Source organism: Streptomyces sp. NPDC001056 (genome assembly GCF_053598955.1).
Window position 1 is genome coordinate 53853 of record NZ_JBSFLI010000038.1, and the last position, 17369, is coordinate 71221.

Annotated in this window: 17 protein-coding genes and 1 pseudogene; 10 read left to right on the plus strand and 8 right to left on the minus strand. The window is 72.2% G+C overall.

Annotated elements, in window-relative coordinates:
* Positions 1-50: 50 nt before the first annotated feature.
* Positions 51-656 (plus strand): MarC family protein, encoded by a 606-nt coding sequence (locus ACWDD7_RS31965; RefSeq protein ID WP_351874919.1) that lies wholly within the window; start codon positions 51-53, stop codon positions 654-656.
* 100 nt (positions 657-756) lie between these two features.
* On the opposite strand, the gene ACWDD7_RS31970 is transcribed toward ACWDD7_RS31965, so the two are convergent.
* On the minus strand, positions 757-909 hold the full coding sequence (locus ACWDD7_RS31970; RefSeq protein WP_086805833.1) for a hypothetical protein: 153 nt from the start codon (positions 907-909) through the stop codon (positions 757-759).
* Between the two features lie 227 nt (positions 910-1136).
* On the opposite strand from ACWDD7_RS31970, the gene ACWDD7_RS31975 reads away from it, so the two are divergent.
* Positions 1137-2042 carry an NYN domain-containing protein gene (locus ACWDD7_RS31975; RefSeq protein WP_285559675.1) on the plus strand — a complete coding sequence of 302 codons (906 nt, stop codon included), beginning with the start codon at positions 1137-1139 and terminating at the stop codon, positions 2040-2042.
* Here the strand turns inward: ACWDD7_RS31975 and ACWDD7_RS31980 are convergent.
* Entirely contained in the window at positions 2039-2938 is a 900-nt protein-coding gene (locus ACWDD7_RS31980; protein WP_450459952.1) for an alpha/beta fold hydrolase, read from the minus strand. The genes ACWDD7_RS31975 and ACWDD7_RS31980 overlap by 4 nt on opposite strands.
* Positions 2939-3068: 130 nt before the next feature.
* Positions 3069-5639, minus strand: coding sequence for a DEAD/DEAH box helicase (locus ACWDD7_RS31985; RefSeq protein WP_450459953.1), 2571 nt, complete (start codon positions 5637-5639; stop codon positions 3069-3071).
* Between the two features lie 504 nt (positions 5640-6143).
* Between ACWDD7_RS31985 and ACWDD7_RS31990 the strand changes: the two genes are divergently transcribed.
* Entirely contained in the window at positions 6144-6887 is a 744-nt protein-coding gene (locus tag ACWDD7_RS31990) for a ferritin-like fold-containing protein (RefSeq protein WP_392217473.1), read from the plus strand.
* Positions 6888-7004: 117 nt separating this feature from the next.
* On the opposite strand, the gene ACWDD7_RS31995 is transcribed toward ACWDD7_RS31990, so the two are convergent.
* The 4 genes from ACWDD7_RS31995 to ACWDD7_RS32010 all read right to left on the minus strand — a co-directional run bounded on the left by ACWDD7_RS31995 (position 7005) and on the right by ACWDD7_RS32010 (position 8808).
* Positions 7005-7268: a hypothetical protein gene (locus ACWDD7_RS31995; protein ID WP_351880133.1), complete on the minus strand. Its 264-nt coding sequence runs from the start codon at positions 7266-7268 to the stop codon at positions 7005-7007.
* A 173-nt stretch (positions 7269-7441) separates the two neighbouring features.
* Positions 7442-7669, minus strand: a complete 228-nt coding sequence (locus tag ACWDD7_RS32000; protein WP_285559686.1) for a DUF3107 domain-containing protein — start codon at positions 7667-7669, stop codon at positions 7442-7444.
* A gap of 141 nt (positions 7670-7810) precedes the next feature.
* A complete protein-coding gene (locus tag ACWDD7_RS32005; protein WP_450459954.1) occupies positions 7811-8452 on the minus strand; it encodes a TetR/AcrR family transcriptional regulator in 642 nt (213 codons plus the stop codon).
* A 131-nt stretch (positions 8453-8583) separates the two neighbouring features.
* Positions 8584-8808, minus strand: a complete 225-nt coding sequence (locus tag ACWDD7_RS32010) for a hypothetical protein (protein WP_450459955.1) — start codon at positions 8806-8808, stop codon at positions 8584-8586.
* 200 nt (positions 8809-9008) lie between these two features.
* On the opposite strand from ACWDD7_RS32010, the gene ACWDD7_RS32015 reads away from it, so the two are divergent.
* The 7 genes from ACWDD7_RS32015 to ACWDD7_RS32045 all read left to right on the plus strand — a co-directional run bounded on the left by ACWDD7_RS32015 (position 9009) and on the right by ACWDD7_RS32045 (position 17130).
* Positions 9009-10067, plus strand: coding sequence for an alpha/beta fold hydrolase (locus tag ACWDD7_RS32015; protein ID WP_450459956.1), 1059 nt, complete (start codon positions 9009-9011; stop codon positions 10065-10067).
* An 8-nt stretch (positions 10068-10075) separates the two neighbouring features.
* Positions 10076-11431, plus strand: coding sequence for a DUF3152 domain-containing protein (locus ACWDD7_RS32020; RefSeq protein WP_450459957.1), 1356 nt, complete (start codon positions 10076-10078; stop codon positions 11429-11431).
* 56 nt (positions 11432-11487) lie between these two features.
* Entirely contained in the window at positions 11488-11583 is a 96-nt protein-coding gene (locus ACWDD7_RS32025; RefSeq protein ID WP_351880145.1) for an Ms4533A family Cys-rich leader peptide, read from the plus strand.
* A 178-nt stretch (positions 11584-11761) separates the two neighbouring features.
* Positions 11762-13480, plus strand: a complete 1719-nt coding sequence (locus tag ACWDD7_RS32030) for an ABC transporter substrate-binding protein (protein WP_351880148.1) — start codon at positions 11762-11764, stop codon at positions 13478-13480.
* Between the two features lie 4 nt (positions 13481-13484).
* Positions 13485-14537 (plus strand): ABC transporter permease, encoded by a 1053-nt coding sequence (locus ACWDD7_RS32035; RefSeq protein ID WP_450459958.1) that lies wholly within the window; start codon positions 13485-13487, stop codon positions 14535-14537.
* A complete protein-coding gene (locus ACWDD7_RS32040; protein WP_450459959.1) occupies positions 14534-15532 on the plus strand; it encodes an ABC transporter permease in 999 nt (332 codons plus the stop codon). The genes ACWDD7_RS32035 and ACWDD7_RS32040 overlap by 4 nt, the downstream gene beginning before the upstream one ends.
* The gene (locus tag ACWDD7_RS32045) at positions 15529-17130 is read left to right on the plus strand and encodes a dipeptide ABC transporter ATP-binding protein (RefSeq protein ID WP_450459960.1); all 1602 of its coding nucleotides are present in this window, start codon (positions 15529-15531) and stop codon (positions 17128-17130) included. Before ACWDD7_RS32040 ends, ACWDD7_RS32045 begins: the two co-directional genes overlap by 4 nt.
* A 148-nt stretch (positions 17131-17278) precedes the next feature.
* Here ACWDD7_RS32045 and ACWDD7_RS32050 read toward each other — a convergent pair.
* Positions 17279-17369 (minus strand): annotated as a pseudogene (locus tag ACWDD7_RS32050) (WD40 repeat domain-containing protein); the annotation flags it as partial.

A 17369-nucleotide genomic window follows, 5' to 3' on the forward strand; every position in this document is an offset into this window, starting at 1 on the left:
GCGCTCACACCCTCAGTTCTTCTTCTTTCAGCAAGGCCAGTACTTCCCCCATGTTCGACATCGCCGTCTTCGGCTCTCTGTTCCTGACCCTTTTTGTCATCATGGATCCCCCTGGGATCACCCCGATCTTCCTCGCCCTGACCGCGGGCCGGCCGGCGAAGGTGCAGAAGCGGATGGCCTTCCAGGCCGTCTGCGTCGCGTTCGGGGTCATCGCCGTCTTCGGCGTCCTCGGGCACCAGATCCTCGACTACCTGCACGTGTCCGTGCCCGCCCTGATGATCGCGGGCGGTCTGCTGCTCCTGCTCATCGCGCTCGACCTGCTCACCGGCAAGAACGACGAGCCGAAGGCCACCAAGGACGTCAACGTGGCCCTCGTGCCGCTCGGCATGCCGCTGCTCGCGGGGCCCGGCGCGATCGTGTCCGTCATCCTGGCCGTGCAGAGGGCGGGCAGCGCGAGCACGCAGATATCCGTGTGGATCGCGATCCTCGCGATCCACGTGGTGCTGTGGCTGGTGATGCGCTACTCGCTGCTGATCATCCGGATCATCAAGGACGGCGGCGTGGTCCTGGTGACGCGGCTCGCGGGCATGATGCTCTCCGCGATCGCGGTGCAGCAGATCATCAACGGGATCAGCCAGGTGATCCGGGGGAGCTGAGGCTCCCGTGCCCCGTAGGGGCGGACGCTCAGATGATCCAGGGGAGTCGGACCGCTTCGGTGCGGTCCGGCTCCCCTGGAAAGTGTGAGCGGGAACCCCGTTACGAGGCCGGGGTCTCGGCCGGGCGGATCCACAGGCGCTGCCCCACGGCGGCGGCCTGCTGCACGATCCGATTGACGGAGGCGGCGTCCACGACGGTGCTGTCCACGGTGGTGCCGTCGACCTCGTCGAGTCGCATGATCTCGAAGCGCACAGGCTTCTCCCTTCGTCTGGTCATCCTCCTGCGGAGAACTACTTGGTGAGCCGGATGTGTATCCGGCGTCGTACTGAGTCAACGTGCCGCGTGTTACAAACATTCCCTACGCTAAAGAAATTTTTCGAACACCTAATTACTTACCAGTAAGTAACCATCGGTATACCGAGAGAGATCACCTGAGACTGACCGGGACCGGTTGTGTTCGCAGTGTGACGGCGAGGAGAATGGAGGTGATGAACGACGACCTGGCGCACCTCGCCACCCGCATCGACCGTACGAACGAGCTGCTCGAACGCATGCTCGCCGAGGTGGCGAAGACACCCTCGACCCACGCGATCTTCGTGGACGCCGGGTATCTCTACGCGGCCGCGGGCCGACTGGTCGCCGGGACGGAGGACCGCCGGGCCTTCGACGTCGACGCCGAGGGACTGATCGACGCGCTGATCGACCGCGCCCGCACCGTCTTCGCGGACAGCCGGCTGCTGCGCGTCTACTGGTACGACGGCGCCCGGCGCCGCATCCACACCGCCGAGCAGCAGTCCATCGCCGAACTCCCCGACGTCAAGGTCCGCCTCGGCAACCTCAACGCCAACAACCAGCAGAAGGGCGTCGATTCGCTGATCCGCACGGATCTGGAGTCACTGGCCCGGCACCGCGCCATCAGCGACGCGGCCCTCCTCGGCGGCGACGAGGACCTGGTCTCCGCGGTCGAGGCCGCCCAGGGCTACGGAGCCCGCGTCCATCTGTGGGGCATCGAGGCGCCCGAGGGCCGCAACCAGGCCGAACCGCTGCTGTGGGAGGTGGACAGCCAGCGCACCCTGGACCTGGAGTTCTTCAAGCCGTACGTCTCCCGGCGCACGGCCGCCGCCTACGAGGCCGGCGCCGGCGCCCGGCCCACCCGCGAGGACGTCCGCTTCGTCGGCGCCCAGATCGCGGCGAAGTGGCTGGCCTCCCGGGGCCGCGACGCCCTGGTCGAGCTGCTGCCCGGCCATCCCTACCTGCCCGGCTCCGTCGACCAGGACCTCCTGGTCGAGGCCGAGGGCCTGCTCCAGTACTCGCTGCGCGGCCAGGCGGATCTGCGCCGGGCCCTCAGGGACGGATTCTGGGACCACTTGCAGGCGCAGTACTAGCGGGTCTCCCCAGCCGCCCCGGCACCGTCGGTCTCGTGCCAGAAGTCGGCGAGGGCGCGGGCCGTCTCCAGCGGGCGCTCGGTGTTGGGGGAGTGCTCGGTGCCGTCGATGACCGTCCGGCGCGCGCCGAGCCGTGTCGCCATGTCGTCCAGCAGGGGCACCGGCCAGGTGTCGTCCCAGGCGCCCGACACCACGTGGAACGCCAGCGGTAGGGCGGCCAGGTCCGCGACCCGGTCCGGCTCCACGCACAACTGGCGCCCGGCGGCGAGGAGCTGCGCGGGCTTGGTGCCCATCCAGCGGCGCCGCAGGTGCTCCTGGATGTCCGGGGCGTCGCCCGGCGCGGTCGTCCCGGTCCGCTCGGGCGTCTCCGTCTCCTGCATCGCCTCCCACACCTGCGCCATGGTCAGCACGGCGAGCGTGTCCCGCAGCAGCCGCACGCGCTTCTGCTGGGGCTGGGAGATCTGCGCGGGCCCCGACGCCATCAGGGTCAGCGACCGGAAGGGCGTGTGGTCCAGGAGCACGGCCGCGCGGGCGACCTGACCGCCGAAGGAGTGCCCCAGCAGATGCACCGGCGCGCCGACCGCCTCGACCTGCGCCAGCACGTCCGCCGCCAACTCGGCCTGCACGTAAGCCGATTCATCACTCTCGGGGCCGTCCGACTCGAACTGCCCCCGCCCGTCCACGGCCACGGTCCGGTATCCGCGCGCGGCCAGCGGCACGTGCAGGGGGTTGAAGTCCTCCTTGCTGCCGGTGAACCCGGGCAGCAGCAGGACGATCCCCTTCACCTCGACCCCCTCGGCCACCGGAGCGTCGACGACGGCGAACTCCCCGCGCGCGGTGCGCAGCGTGTACGCGCGGGCGCCGGGGGGCGGGACGAAGGTGTCGGGCCTGCTCATGGAGAGAGGTTAACGGGAGAGGCCGGCGGCGACGCGAGCGAGGGGCGTCGGAGGGGAACGCCGACGGCCCGGTTCACCGAGGTGAACCGGGCCGTCATCGGGCTGCGGTGCCGCCGCGCGCGGCGCCGGATCAGGCCTCCGGGGCCTCCGCGGCCGCCGTCGCCTTGCGGGTGCGGCGCGGCTTGGCCTCCGGCTCGCCGGTGGCCTGCGCCGGGATCTCCGCGGTGGCCGTCCCGGCGGCGGCCTTACGGGTCCGCCGCGCCTTCGGAGCGGCCGGCTCGGCGCCGTCGGCGGCGGTCTCGGCGGCCTTGCGCGTGCGGCGGGGCTTGGTCTCCGCGGCCTCGGTGACCTCCGCGGCCTCTGCGGCCTCGGCGCTCGCCGCGGTCTTGCGGGTGCGGCGGGGCTTGGCCTCGGTCTCGGCGGTGTCGGCCTCCGGCTTGGCGGCGGCCGTCTTGCGGGTGCGGCGCGGCTTGGCCTCGGCCTCGGTCGCGTCCGCCTCGGTGACGGTCGCCTTGCGGGTGCGGCGCGGCTTGGTCGCCGGAGCGGCCCCGTCCGCCGTGGCCTCGGGGGCCGGCTCGGCGGCCTTGCGGGTACGACGGCGCGGCGCGGCCTCCGTGCCCTCGGCCGTCTCGGCGGCGGTCTCGGCGGCCTTGCGCGTGCGGCGGGGCTTGGTCTCCGCGGCCTCGGTGACCTCCGCGGCCTCGGCGCTCGCCGCGGTCTTGCGGGTGCGGCGGGGCTTGGCCTCGGTCTCGGCGGCGTCGGCCTCCGGCTTGGCGGCGGCCGTCTTGCGGGTGCGGCGCGGCTTGGCCTCGGCCTCGGTCGCGTCCGCCTCGGTGACGGTCGCCTTGCGGGTGCGGCGCGGCTTGGTCGCCGGAGCGGCCTCGTCCGCCGCGGGCTCGGCGGCCTCGGCGGTGACCGCCGGGGCCTCGGCCTTCTTCCGCGTGCGGCGCGGCTTGGCCTCCGTGGCCTCCGCCGTGTCCGTGGCGGCGGCCTCGGCGACCGGCTCGGCCGCCTTACGGGTGCGACGGCGCGGCTTGGCCTCCGCCTCGGGCTCCGCGACGGGCGCGGGTTCCCCGACGACGGCCGGGGCCGGGGCCTCCACGACGGCGGTCTCCACCGTCTCCGCCGCCACGGGCTCCGCGGTCTTGCGGGTACGACGGCGGCGCGGCTTCTCCACGACCTCCGTGACCTCCGCCGCGGCGGGGGCCGGAGCGGTCACGGGCGCCTCCTGCGGCGTCTCGGTGATCGCCTCGGCGGTCGTCGTCACCGCGGCCGGCGCCTGCGCGCCGCCCCGGGTGCGACGCCGACGGCGCGGGGTGCGCGTCGGCTCCTCCACGGACGAGGCCTCGGCGGCCGGCGCCTGCGGGGCCGCGTCCAGCGGGGCGCCGCCCCGGGTGCGGCGGCGACGGCGCGGGGTGCGCGCCGGACGCTCGTGCTCGGCGGCGTGGGACTCGGCATGGTCGGGGCGGCCACCGCGGCCGCGGTCACGGCCACGGGCGCCGCGTCCGCCGGTCTCGCCCAGGTCCTCCAGCTCCTCCGCGTCCAGACCGGCACGGGTGCGCTCCGAGCGCGGCAGGGTGCCCTTGGTGCCCTCGGGGATGCCGAGGTCGGAGAACAGGTGCGGGGACGTGGAGTACGTCTCCACCGGGTCGTTGAAGTCCAGCTCCAGCGCCTTGTTGATCAGCTGCCAGCGCGGGATGTCGTCCCAGTCCACGAAGGTGATCGCCGTACCCTTCGCGCCCGCGCGGCCGGTGCGGCCGACGCGGTGCAGGTACGTCTTCTCGTCCTCGGGGGACTGGTAGTTGATGACATGGGTGACGCCCTCGACGTCGATGCCGCGCGCGGCCACGTCGGTGCAGACGAGCACGTCGACCTTGCCGTTGCGGAACGCGCGCAGCGCCTGCTCGCGGGCGCCCTGGCCGAGGTCGCCGTGGACCGCGCCGGAGGCGAACCCGCGGCGCTGCAACTGCTCGGCGATGTCGGCGGCCGTGCGCTTGGTGCGGCAGAAGATCATCGCGAGCCCGCGGCCGTCGGCCTGCAGGATGCGCGCGACCATCTCCGGCTTGTCCATGGAGTGACCGCGGTAGACGAACTGCTTGATGTTCGCCACCGTCGCGCCCTCGTCGTCCGGCGCGGTGGCGCGGATGTGCGTGGGGCGGGACATGTAGCGGCGGGCGAGGCCGATGACCGCGCCCGGCATGGTCGCCGAGAACAGCATGGTCTGGCGCTTGGCCGGGAGCATGCCGATGATCTTCTCGACGTCGGGCAGGAAGCCCAGGTCGAGCATCTCGTCGGCCTCGTCCAGGACCAGGCACCTGACGTGCTTCAGGTTGAGCTTCTTCTGGCCCGCGAGGTCGAGCAGGCGACCCGGGGTGCCGACGACGACGTCGACGCCCTTCTTCAGGGCCTCGACCTGGGGCTCGTAGGCCCGGCCGCCGTAGATCGCCAGCACGCGCACGTTACGGACCTTGCCGGCCGTCTGCAGGTCGTTGGTGACCTGGGTGCACAGTTCGCGGGTGGGGACGACGACGAGCGCCTGCGGGGTGTCGGTCAGCTCGTCGGGGGTGGCGCGTCCGGCCTCGACGTCGGCGGGGACGGTCACGCGCTCAAGGAGGGGGAGGCCGAAGCCCAGCGTCTTGCCGGTGCCGGTCTTGGCCTGGCCGATGACGTCCGTGCCGGAGAGGGCGACGGGGAGCGTCATCTCCTGGATGGGGAAGGGGTTGATGATGCCGACGGCCTCCAGGGCCTCGGCGGTCTCGGGGAGGATCCCAAGGTCTCGAAACGTCGTAGTCAGGGTGCTGCCTCTTCTGTGTGGCGCGGTGCGAGGCGAGCGCGGGGGTCATGACTGACCGTGCCGGGGACGTCGGCTGCCGTACGGGCGAACCTGGTAAGGCAAGCCGTATGACACGGGACCTCTGCCGACGCTCTAGCGCTCGTACCGCTGAGGGTGTCCCTCCGGTCGTCGTACGCACTGAGCCGTACGCCACGGAGGTCTGTCGGGTCGGAGCCGATCGGGCCACCGACCGGGCATCCTCATGCGTGCGCCCTGTCGGGACACGTCGAACACCGTCGACGCACTCAGCAGGCGCATTACCACCATACCCCGGATTCGCGCACATGCGATGGCCGAATTGGTCACGTAGTCGTGGTCACAGTGGTCGGCCGGGGGCTCGACGGGGGCGCCGAGCGGGCTATTGTGCGCCTCATGACTAGCTCTGACAAGCCTGAGAACGCGTCCGCCGCCCCCGTACCGACCGGTGTCGCCGCGCAGGACTGGGCGCAGGCCGCCGCCGAGCCGCACTACCGCGCCGCCGTCGTGGATCTGCTCGGGGCGCTCGCCTACGGAGAGCTCGCCGCGTTCGAGCGGCTCGCGGAGGACGCGAAGCTGGCGCCGACCCTCGCGGACAAGGCGGAGCTGGCGAAGATGGCATCGGCCGAGTTCCACCACTTCGAGCGGCTGCGGGACCGGCTGACGGAGATCGGGGAGGAGCCGACGGCGGCGATGGACCCGTTCGTCGCCGCGCTGGACGGCTTCCACCGGCAGACCGCGCCGTCGGACTGGCTGGAGGGCCTGGTCAAGGCATACGTAGGCGACTCGATCGCCAGCGACTTCTACCGGGAGGTCGCGGCGCGGCTCGACACCGACACGCGTGAGCTGGTGCTCGCGGTCCTGGACGACACCGGGCACGCGGAGTTCGCGGTGGAGAAGGTGCGGGCGGCCATCGACGCCGATCCGCGGGTCGGCGGGCGGCTCGCGCTGTGGGCGCGCCGGCTCATGGGCGAGGCGTTGTCGCAGTCGCAGCGGGTGGTGGCGGACCGGGACGCGCTGTCCACGATGCTCGTGGGCGGGGTGGCCGACGGGTTCGACCTCGCGGAGGTGGGACGGATGTTCACCCGGATCACGGAGGCCCACACGAAGCGGATGGCCGCGCTGGGCCTCGCGGCCTGAGGGACGGCGCGCTCCGCGGGGGCGTGCCACGGGCGGTCGCGCGGCTGCCGGTGCGTTGCGGTGTGCCGCGCGTTCCCCCCGCGTCCCCGCGCCTGACCCCGGCGCGTGGGAAGGGGGCTACGCCGTCAGTGAGCGCCGGGCCCTTGACGGGCGCAGCAGCAGGGACAGGGACGCGGCCGAGATGGTCGCCGCGCCCAGGAACGGGATCACCGTGAAGCCCGAGCCCAGGGCGCTGTGGGTGACGAAGTCGCCCAGGAGGGCGCCCGCGGCGCCGGTCGACAGGACCAGGGGGCGGGCCGGGAGGCGGTGGGCGAGACGGGTGGTCGCCGCCCAGGCGAGCAGGAGACCGAGCACGGCGGCGCCGAGTGCTTCCAGGATCATGACGGGGGGTCCCTCCCACGGCCGGTCTGCCTTGAACGGTCGTAGCCCGTCTTACCCGTGACCTGCGGATTGCAATCCTCCGCTATGGAGGAGTTGTGTCGTCTCTGTGTGCGAACCCGCTCAGCGCAAGGGCCCGGCGGCCGAGTGCCGCCGGGCCCTTGCCATGGCCTTGCTCACAGCGCGCCGAAGCCCACCTTGCGCACGGTCGGCGCGCCGAGTTCCACGTACGCCAGCCGGTCCGTCGGCACCATGACCTTGCGGCCCTTCTCGTCCTGAAGGGTCAGCAGCTGCGTCTTACCGGCCAGCGCGTCGGACACCAGACGCTCGACCTCCTCGACGCTCTGACCGCTCTCCAGAACGATCTCGCGGGGCGCGTGCTGCACGCCGATCTTGACCTCCACGGCTTTGTCCCTCCGACGGTCAGTGATGTGCGCGATCTTCCGCGCCGTACCAGCACACATTAGCCCGGTGAGGGGACGTACACGCTGTCGGCCGGAACGCCAACAGCGAACAGCGTGCGGGAATGAAGGCGGTGCCGCGACTCAGTGTTGGTCGTTGCCGTGCAGCGGGAAGCCCGCGATGCCGCGCCAGGCGAGCGAGGCCAGCAGCCGCACCGCCTGGTCGCGCGGCACGGTGCGGTCGCTGTGCAGCCAGGAACGGGCCACCACCTGGGCGAGTCCGCCGAGGCCGGAGGCGAGCAGCATGGACTCCGCGCGCGAGAGGCCGGTGTCCTCGGCGATGACGTCGCAGATCGCCGCGGCGCATTCGTTCGTCACCTTGTCGACCCGCTCGCGCACCGCGGGCTCGTTCGTCAGGTCCGATTCGAAGACCAGCCGGAAGGCGCCGCCGTCGTCCTCCACGTAGGCGAAGTAGGCGTCCATGGTCGCCCGCACGCGCTGCTTGTTGTCGGTCGTCGACGCCAGCGCGCTGCGCACGGACTGGATCAGTGCCTCGCAGTGCTGGTCCAGCAGTGCGAGATAGAGATCGAGCTTGCCCGGGAAGTGCTGGTAGAGCACGGGCTTGCTGACGCCCGCCCGCTCGGCGATGTCGTCCATCGCCGCGGCGTGGTACCCCTGTGCGACGAAGACCTCCTGGGCCGCGCCCAGCAACTGGTTCCGTCGAGCTCGGCGCGGCAGCCGCGTGCCGCGCGGGCGCGCCGCCTCTGTTTGCTCGATGGCTGTCACGCCGCCTCCCAAAGTCGTCCACATGCGGTGTCGACCGCGCGGCCATCGTACTTTTCGGTAACCGTGGTGTGCGCGGTGCGAACGCAGAATTTCACGGAGCGGACGACGGCGAAAGCCGCGTCACGCGGTGATCAGCGGTAGTCGTCCTCGTCGAGCGCGACCACGCGCGCCTGTTCGAGCAGGTCGGCCTCGTTCGCCCGGTCCTTCTTCTCCGCCGTCAAGGTGTCGTCGTGCTCGGGCCGGATGTCGGCCTGCTGCTCGACGGCGTCCACCACCGGGTCCTCGACGCCCACCTCGGGGGCCTTGTCGTCGTCCAGTTCCTCGATGGTGTCGGGCTCGGTGGGGTCCTGGGCCATGATGGGCTCCCTTCCTACGAACGTCCCTGGGAACGGCAGGGGGCCACACACGGGTGCCCTCTGTACGAGACTAGGAGACGGCCGATCCGGACGCCATGCCGTGCGCGTCCGTCCGCCCACCCGTTGCCCCCGACGGAACGGCTCATTCTGTGACGGCGAACACATCAATCCGGGTGTGATCACCTCGTAACATTGCCCGCATGTCTTCCACCGAGTCGCCCTCCGCGCCGGCCGCCAGTGTGCTCCCCCGGGTGGCGCCCGTCCGGGTCGGCGAAGGGGAGCGGCTGCGGTCGGTGGGCCTGCCGGGGATCACGCTGTCGGTCCGCTACCGGCCGCCCGCGCGCGAGGACCTGCCGCGCGCCCTGTACGTCCACGGGCTCGGCGGTTCCTCGCAGAACTGGTCGGAGCTGATGGCCGAGCTGGACGGCGTCGTGGCCAGCGAGGCGGTCGACCTGCCGGGCTTCGGCGACTCCCCGCCCCCGGACGACGGCGACTACTCGATCACCGGGCACGCGCGCGCCGTCATCCGCTACCTGGACGCGTCCGAGCCGGGCCCCGTCCACCTCTTGGGCAACTCGCTCGGCGGCGCCGTCGCCACCCGCGTGGCCGCCGTACGCCCCGATCTGGTGCGCACCCTCACGCTGGTCTCGCCCGCGCTGCCGGAGCTGCGGATCCAGCGCTCCGCGGTGCCGACCGGGCTGCTCGGCGTGCCCGGCATCGCCGCCCTCTTCACCCGGCTCACCAAGGAGTGGACGGCCGAGCAGCGGGTGCGCGGGGTCATGGGCCTCTGCTACGGCGATCCGGACCGGGTGTCCTCGGAGGCCTTCCGGTACGCCGTCGACGAGCTGGAGCGGCGGCTGCAGCTGCCGTACTTCTGGGACGCGATGGCCCGCTCGGCGCGGGGCATCGTCAACGCGTACACGCTCGGCGGTCAGCACGGGCTGTGGCGGCAGGCCGAGCGTGTGCTCGCCCCGACCCTGCTCGTCTACGGCGGCCGGGACCAGCTCGTCGGCTACCGCATGGCCCGCAAGGCCGCCCGCTCCTTCCGCGACTCCCGGCTGCTGTCCCTGCCGGACGCCGGTCACGTGGCGATGATGGAGTACCCGGACCTGGTGGCGCGGGCCTTCCGGGAGCTGCTGGCACAGACCAGGACCGACGACGGCGACGACGGCGACGACGGTGACGCCGGCGGCGTCGGCGGCGACACCAGGGACTCGGGCGGCCGCGAAGCCGCCGACGGTACGCGATCGGGGAGCTGAAGCACACCGTGGGACGCCACAGCCGCCGGGGACCGGCCAAGCCGGCCGCGGCGCGGGACGCGGGTCCGGAGATAGCGGCGGAGCGCGAGCGGGGCGCGCCCGGCCGTGGGGCGCCGAGACTCCCGGACGGGACACCCGACCACGGTGTTCCGCGGATACCTGAGGGGGCTCCGGCTCGCGGTGTGCCGCGCATGCCCGAGGGCACGCCCGCCCGTGGCGTTCCGAGGCATCCGGACGGAACGCCCGCGCACGGCGTACCACGCGTCCCCGGTGGGGCGGCCGCCCGTGGCGGGCACCCCGAGCAGCGTGAACCCGGGGGCGGCTGGGGGGAGTTCCCGGCGCGGACCGGGTCCGCGGCCGGGGCGGACGGGATGGTGCTGCCCCGGCAGCGGCAGGCGGGGCCGGACGGGGGCGCAGGGCGCGGGCCGCGACAGGATTACCTCGACGCCTTCGACGGCGGTGGCGGCAGGCCCGGGGGCGTCCGCACGAAGGAGAAACCGGCCGAGGAGCCGGAACCGGGGCCCGGGGCGGGGACGGAGCCGGCCGTCGCCGGTGCGGACAAGGCGCCGGTGCCCGCGCAGCGCGGGGGCAAGGGGCGGGCCTTCACCGGCATCGCCGCGGCCGCCGTCACCACCGTGCTCGCGGTGGTCGTCGCCGGGCAGGTGACCGAGGGGCGGGACGGCGGCGCGGAGCCGGGGCGGTCCGCGCCGGACCGGGGCGCCGGCACGAGCACCGCGCCCTCCGCGGAGCCGACCGCGGCGCCGTTGACGTACGAGCAGAAGATGGACCGCACGTACCCGCTGGGCGCCACCCTGAAGGCGTCCGGGAGGTTCGAGACCGTCCCCGGCTTCGACAAGGCGCCCGGTACCGGCCAGAAGTACCGCTACCGGGTCGACATCGAGCAGGGGCTCGGCCTGGACGGCGCCCTGTTCGCCGAGGCCGTGCAGAAGACGCTGAACGACGACCGCAGCTGGGGGCACGGCGGCACCCGTACCTTCGAACGGATCTCCTCCGGCAAGCCCGACTTCGTGATCACCCTGGCCAGCCCCGGCACCACCGCCACGTGGTGCGCCAAGTCCGGCCTGGACACCACGGAGGACAATGTCTCCTGCGACTCGGCCGCCACCCAGCGCGTGATGATCAACGCGTACCGCTGGGCTCAGGGAAGCAAGACATATGGCGACAAGATCCATATGTACCGGCAAATGTTGATCAACCATGAAGTCGGCCACCGTCTCGGCCACAATCACGTCACCTGCGAGAAGGACGGCGAACTCGCGCCGGTCATGCAGCAGCAGACCAAGTTCCTCGACCACGACGGGATCCACTGTCTGCCCAACGCCTGGCCCTATCCCAGGAGTTGACGACCTGTTCTTATGTCACATTGACATGAGTCGCGAGGTCGTTCATATTTCTGCGCATGTGGTCTAGTCATGCCGTCTCCTACAGCGCCGCCATCGAGCTGGCGCTGATCGGCGTGACCGCGCTCTGCGTGGCCGACATCGACTGTCGCTGACGCCGCCCCCTGGCGTCCGCGTCGCGATTTTCCTCTCTCTCCCGTCCGTGACCCCGGTCACGGATCTTTCGGCGACCCGGCGCCGGGGTCGACGTCTGTCCAGCGACGTCTCATTCCTCGTCTGCTTGTCTCACTTTTCGAGAAACCCTCGAATCATCCCCGAGAGGTCGTCATTCCGATGCGTCAACCGTCCGTCATAGCGCGCCGCGTGGCAGCGGCATCCGTCAGCCTGGTCGTGGCCGCGGGCGCCGCCGCCTGCGGCCCGAAGGACAGCGGTGCGAAGGGCTCCGGTGGCGACTCCACGCCCCACAAGGGCGGCACGCTCACGGTCCTGAACTCCGAACCGCAGACCGACTTCGACCCCGCGCGCCTGTACACCTCCGGCGGCGGAAACGTCCCCTCGCTGGTCTTCCGCACCTTGACCACGCGCAACCGGGCGGACGGCGCGGCCGGCGCCAAGGTGGTGCCCGACCTCGCCACCGACACGGGGCGGCCCAACAAGGACGCGACCGTGTGGACGTACACCCTGAAGAAGGGCCTGAAGTACGAGGACGGCACCCCGATCACCTCGGCCGACATCAAGTACGGCATCGAGCGCTCCTTCGCCCCCGAACTCTCCGGTGGCGCGCCCTACCTGCGCGACTGGCTGGTCGGCGCGGCCGACTACCAGGGGCCGTACAAGGACAAGAAGGGCCTCGCGGCGATCGAGACGCCGGACGCGCGGACCATCGTCTTCCATCTGGACAAGCCCGAGGGCGAGTTCCCGTTCCTGGCCACCCAGACGCAGTTCGCGCCGGTCCCCAAGGCCAAGGACACCGGCACCAAGTACGAGGAGCACCCGGTCTCGTCCGGCCCCTACGAGGTCGTCAAGAACGAGAACGACGGCGAGCACGTGCTGCTCAGGCGCAACCCGAACTGGTCCGCGGCCACCGACGAACAGCGCAAGGCCTACCCGGACACCATCGACGTCCGCTCCGGCCTCGACTCCTCGGTGATCGACCAGCGGCTGTCCGCGTCCCAGGGGGCGGACGCCGCCGCCGTCACCACGGACACCAACCTCGGACCGGCCGAACTCGCCAAGGTGACCGGCGACAAGGAGCTGGCCGCGCGCGTGGGCACCGGCCACTTCGGCTACACGAACTACATCGCGTTCAACCCGACCGTGAAGCCGTTCGACAACCCCAAGGTGCGCGAGGCCATCGCCTACGCCGTCGACCGCTCCTCGGTGGTCAACGCGGCCGGCGGCAGCGCGCTCGCCGAGCCCGCCACGACCTTCCTGCCGAACCAGAAGTCCTTCGGGTACACCCCGTACGACCCGTTCCCGGCGGGCGCGTCCGGCAACGCGGCCAAGGCCAGGGAACTGCTGGCACAGGCCGGTTACAAGAACGGCCTCACCGTCACCCTGACGCACTCCAACGCCAAGGACTTCGCGACCAGCCCGGAGATCGCCACCGCCCTCCAGGACGCCCTCAAGAAGGCCGGCATCACGGTCAGGCTCCAGGGCCTGGAGGACAACGACTACCGGGACACCGTCCACAGCGTGAAGACCGAGCCCGGCTTCTTCCTCGCCGGCTGGGGCGCCGACTGGCCCTCCGGCGGTCCCTTCCTCGCCCCGATCTTCGACGGCCGGCAGATCGTCAAGGACGGCGCGAACTTCAACGCGAGCCGGCTCAACGACAAGTCGGTCAATGACGAGATTGACTCGATCAACAGGTTGACCGACCTCGACGCGGCCGCCAAGCGCTGGGGCGCCCTGGACGAGAAGATCGGCGACAAGGCCCTCGTGGTGCCGCTGTTCCACCCGGTCTACAAGCGCCTCGTCGGCAAGGACGTCCGCAACATCGTCATCAGCGACTGGACCGGCGTGCTGGACATCTCCCAGGTCGCGGTGAAGTGACGCCGTGACCGAGTCACCCCTCGCCGTCGAGGCCGCCGGGACGGACACCCCCGTCCCGGCGGCCTCGGGGGCCCGTCGGTTCTGGCGGCGGCTGCGGGCGCAGCGCGCCGCCCTGGTCGCCGCGGTCGTCGTCGCGCTGCTCGTCCTGGTCGCGCTCGCCGCGCCGCTGCTCACCGCGCTGGAGGGCCAGGACCCCACCACCTACCACCCGTCCCTGATCGACTCGGCCCGCGGTGGGGTGCCGGTCGGTTCGTTCGGCGGCGTCGGCGCCGAGCACTGGCTGGGCGTCGAACCCCAGACCGGCCGCGACCTGTTCGCCCGCCTGGTGTACGGCGCCCGTGTCTCGCTCGGGGTCGCCCTGGCCGCCACCGTCATCCAGGTCGTCATCGGGGTCGTCGTCGGCGTGGCCGCCGCGCTCGGCAATCAATGGGTTGACCAACTGTTGAGCAGGATCACGGACATCATCGTCGCCATGCCGCTGATGATCATGTCGTTGGCCCTGCTGGCGGTCGTCCCGGCGGACTTCCCGCGGCCCGTCCTGGTCACCCTCGTCATCGGCCTGATCGCCTGGGGCAGCATCGCGAAGATCGTGCGCGCGCAGACCCTCTCCATGAAGGGGCTCGACTACGTCTCGGCCGCCCGGCTCAGCGGCTGGGGGACCTGGCGGATCGCCCGCCGGGAGCTGCTGCCCGGACTCGCCGCGCCCGTCATCACCTACGCGGCCCTCCTCGTGCCCATGAACATCTCGGTGGAGTCGGCCCTGTCCTTCCTCGGCGTGGGCGTCAAGCCGCCCACGCCCTCCTGGGGACAGATGCTCACCGCCGCCGACGTCTGGTACCAGGCCGCGCCGCAGTACCTGCTGCTGCCGGCCGGCGCCCTGTTCGTCACCGTCCTCGCGCTCACCGTGCTGGGCGACGGCGTGCGCACCGCCCTCGACCCGCGCGCCGCCTCCCGGCTGCGGGTCGGCACCGGCCGCAAGGACAGGAACGCCAAGGACCGGAACGTCAAGGACAGGAGCGCGCGCGAGAGCGCCGGCACGAAGGAGGCGACCGCATGAGCGGCTTCGGCGGATTCCTGCTGCGCCGGGCCGTGGGCACGGTGATCACCCTGCTCGCCGTCTCGGTCGTCGTCTACGTCGTCTTCTACGTCACCCCCGGCAACGTCGCCCAGATCACCTGCGGCCCGCGCTGCTCGCCGGAACAGGTGCGCCAGGTCGCCGAACAACTGCACCTCGGCGACCCCCTCTACGTGCGCTACTGGCACTTCCTCCAGGGCCTGTTCGCCGGCCAGGACTTCTCCACCGGCACCTCCGTGGAGCACTGCGCGGCGCCCTGCCTCGGGCAGTCGTACCAGACCGGACAGCAGGTCCTGGACATCATCCTGGGCAAGCTGCCCGTCAGCCTCTCGCTGGTCCTCGGCGCCATGGTGCTGTGGCTCGCCCTCGGCGTCGGCACCGGCGTCCTCTCCGCCTGGCGGCGCGGCCGCGTCTCCGAGCGGGTGCTCACCGCGATCACCCTCGCGGGCACGGCCACGCCCGTGTTCGTCATCGGCCTGGTGCTGATGATCATCGTCTGCGGCGAACTCCAGCTGCTGCCCTTCCCGGAGTACGTCGCCTTCACCGACGACCCCGAACAATGGGCCTGGAACCTGCTGCTGCCCTGGCTGTCGCTGGCCCTGATCGAGGCCGCGACCTTCGCCCGGCTGACCCGCACCGCGATGCTGGAGACCCTCGCCGAGGACCACGTACGCACCTTCCGGGCGTACGGCGTCGGCGAGCGGGCCATCGTCGGGCGGCACGCGCTGCGCGGCGCGTTCGCCCCGGTCATCGCGCTCAACGCCAACAATGTCGGCTCCGCCGTCGGCGGCGCCGTCCTCACCGAGACCCTGTTCGGCCTGCCCGGCATCGGCCAGGAACTGGTGCACGCGGTCAAGGTGGTCGACCTGCCGGTGGTCGTCGGCATGGTCCTCGTCATCGCGTTCTTCGTGGTGCTCGCCAACGCCGTCGCGGACGTCCTGTACGCGGTGGCCGACCGACGGGTGGTGCTCGCATGAGCCTGGTGGAAGTGACCGACCTGACCGTCGGGTTCGGCTCCCTGCGGGCCGTCGACGGACTCTCCTTCGGCCTGGACAAGGGCGCCGCCCTGGCCCTGGTCGGCGAGTCCGGCTCCGGGAAGTCCACCGTCGCGGGCGCCCTGCTGGGCCTGCACCGCGGCACCGGCGCCCGGGTCGGCGGCACCGTCCGCGTCGCCGGTACCGACGTCCAGGAGGCCACCGAGCAGGAGCTGCGGCGGCTGCGCGGCGCCAGGGCCGCCATGGTCTTCCAGGACCCGCTGTCCTCGCTCGACCCCTACTACGCCATCGGCGACCAGATCGCCGAGGTGTACCGGGTGCACACCGGTGCCTCGCGGCGCGCCGCCCGCGCGCGTGCCGTCGAGGTCCTGGACCGCGTGGGAATCCCGGACGCCACCCGGCGCGCCCGCTCCCGGCCGCACGAGTTCAGCGGCGGCATGCGCCAGCGCGCGCTCATCGCCATGGCGCTGGCCTGCGAACCCGACCTGCTGATCGCCGACGAGCCGACCACCGCGCTCGACGTCACCGTCCAGGCCCAGATCCTCGACCTGCTGCACACCCTGCGCACCGAGACGGGCATGGGCCTGCTGCTGGTCACCCACGACGTGGGCGTGGCCGCGGAGAGCGTGGACGAGGTGCTGGTCATGCGGCACGGCAGGGTCGTGGAGCACGGCCCGGTCGGCACGGTCCTCGCGGCGCCCCGGGAGCCGTACACCCGGGAACTCCTCGACGCCGTCCCCCGCGTGGACGCCCGCCGCACCGGCTCCCCGGCCACCGACGAGATCGTGCTGGAGGCCACCGGTCTGCGGCGCGAATTCGGGCGCGGCAAGCGGGCGTTCGCGGCCGTGGACGACGTCTCGCTGACCGTGCGCCGGGGCGAGACCCTCGGCGTCGTCGGCGAGAGCGGCAGCGGCAAGACCACGCTCGGCCGGATGCTGGTCGGCCTCCTGGAGCCCACGGCGGGCGTCATCCGGTACGCGGGCGAGCCGCACACCGGCGTGAACACGGCCGTCCAGATGGTCTTCCAGGACCCCGTCTCCTCCCTCAACCCCCGCCGCAGCGTGGGCGAGTCCATCGCCGACCCGCTGCGCGCACGGGGCGAGCGGGGCGAAGGGGCCGAGGAGCGGATCCGGGGGCGGGTGACGGAACTGCTGGAGCGTGTGGGGCTCGAAGGGGCGCACTACGACCGCTACCCACACGAGTTCAGCGGGGGTCAGCGCCAGCGCATCGGCATCGCCCGCGCGCTCGCCGCCGACCCGCGCGTCATCGTCTGCGACGAGCCCGTCTCCGCGCTCGACGTCACCACCCAGGCCCAGGTGGTCGCCCTGCTCGGCGAGTTGCAGCGGGAGCTGGGCCTCGCGCTGGTCTTCATCGCGCACGACCTCGCCGTCGTCCGCCAGGTCAGCGACCGGCTCGCGGTGATGCGGCGGGGCCGGCTGGTCGAGTACGGCCCCGCCGACGAGGTCTACGACAGCCCGCGCGAGGAGTACACCCGGCAGCTGCTGGCCGCCGTACCCGCCCTCGACCCGGAACTGGCGGCCCGGCGCCGGGCCGCGCGCGGCGAACCGGCGGCGGCGTGACGGCACGCCGGTGACGGTGCGCCGGGCATCCGAGCCCGGCGTGACGTTTCGTACCCGCGTGACCGCCTAGCGCGACAGAACGCGGGCCGCACGAGAAAGTTACGCCCGTTCACCCCTTTTGGTGGCGCGACGGACAACCGTCCGTCTTCCACAGGCGGACCGTGTTGTCGTCGCCGCCGCTGGCCAGCGTCCGCCCGTCCGTGTCGAAGGTCAGCGAGGTGACCGCCTCGGTGTGGCCG

Bases quoted from the DNA above. Each gene is read 5' to 3' on its own strand.
- ACWDD7_RS31965 (WP_351874919.1), top strand. From the start codon at position 51: ATGTTCGACATCGCCGTCTTCGGCTCTCTGTTCCTGACCCTTTTTGTC.
- ACWDD7_RS31975 (WP_285559675.1), top strand. From the start codon at position 1,137: ATGGAGGTGATGAACGACGACCTGGCGCACCTCGCCACCCGCATCGAC.
- ACWDD7_RS31980 (WP_450459952.1), bottom strand. From the start codon at position 2,938: ATGAGCAGGCCCGACACCTTCGTCCCGCCCCCCGGCGCCCGCGCGTAC.
- ACWDD7_RS31985 (WP_450459953.1), bottom strand. From the start codon at position 5,639: ATGACGCTCCCCGTCGCCCTCTCCGGCACGGACGTCATCGGCCAGGCC.
- ACWDD7_RS31990 (WP_392217473.1), top strand. From the start codon at position 6,144: ATGACTAGCTCTGACAAGCCTGAGAACGCGTCCGCCGCCCCCGTACCG.
- ACWDD7_RS31995 (WP_351880133.1), bottom strand. From the start codon at position 7,268: ATGATCCTGGAAGCACTCGGCGCCGCCGTGCTCGGTCTCCTGCTCGCC.
- ACWDD7_RS32010 (WP_450459955.1), bottom strand. From the start codon at position 8,808: ATGGCCCAGGACCCCACCGAGCCCGACACCATCGAGGAACTGGACGAC.
- ACWDD7_RS32015 (WP_450459956.1), top strand. From the start codon at position 9,009: ATGTCTTCCACCGAGTCGCCCTCCGCGCCGGCCGCCAGTGTGCTCCCC.
- ACWDD7_RS32025 (WP_351880145.1), top strand. From the start codon at position 11,488: ATGTGGTCTAGTCATGCCGTCTCCTACAGCGCCGCCATCGAGCTGGCG.
- ACWDD7_RS32030 (WP_351880148.1), top strand. From the start codon at position 11,762: ATGCGTCAACCGTCCGTCATAGCGCGCCGCGTGGCAGCGGCATCCGTC.
- ACWDD7_RS32040 (WP_450459959.1), top strand. From the start codon at position 14,534: ATGAGCGGCTTCGGCGGATTCCTGCTGCGCCGGGCCGTGGGCACGGTG.
- ACWDD7_RS32045 (WP_450459960.1), top strand. From the start codon at position 15,529: ATGAGCCTGGTGGAAGTGACCGACCTGACCGTCGGGTTCGGCTCCCTG.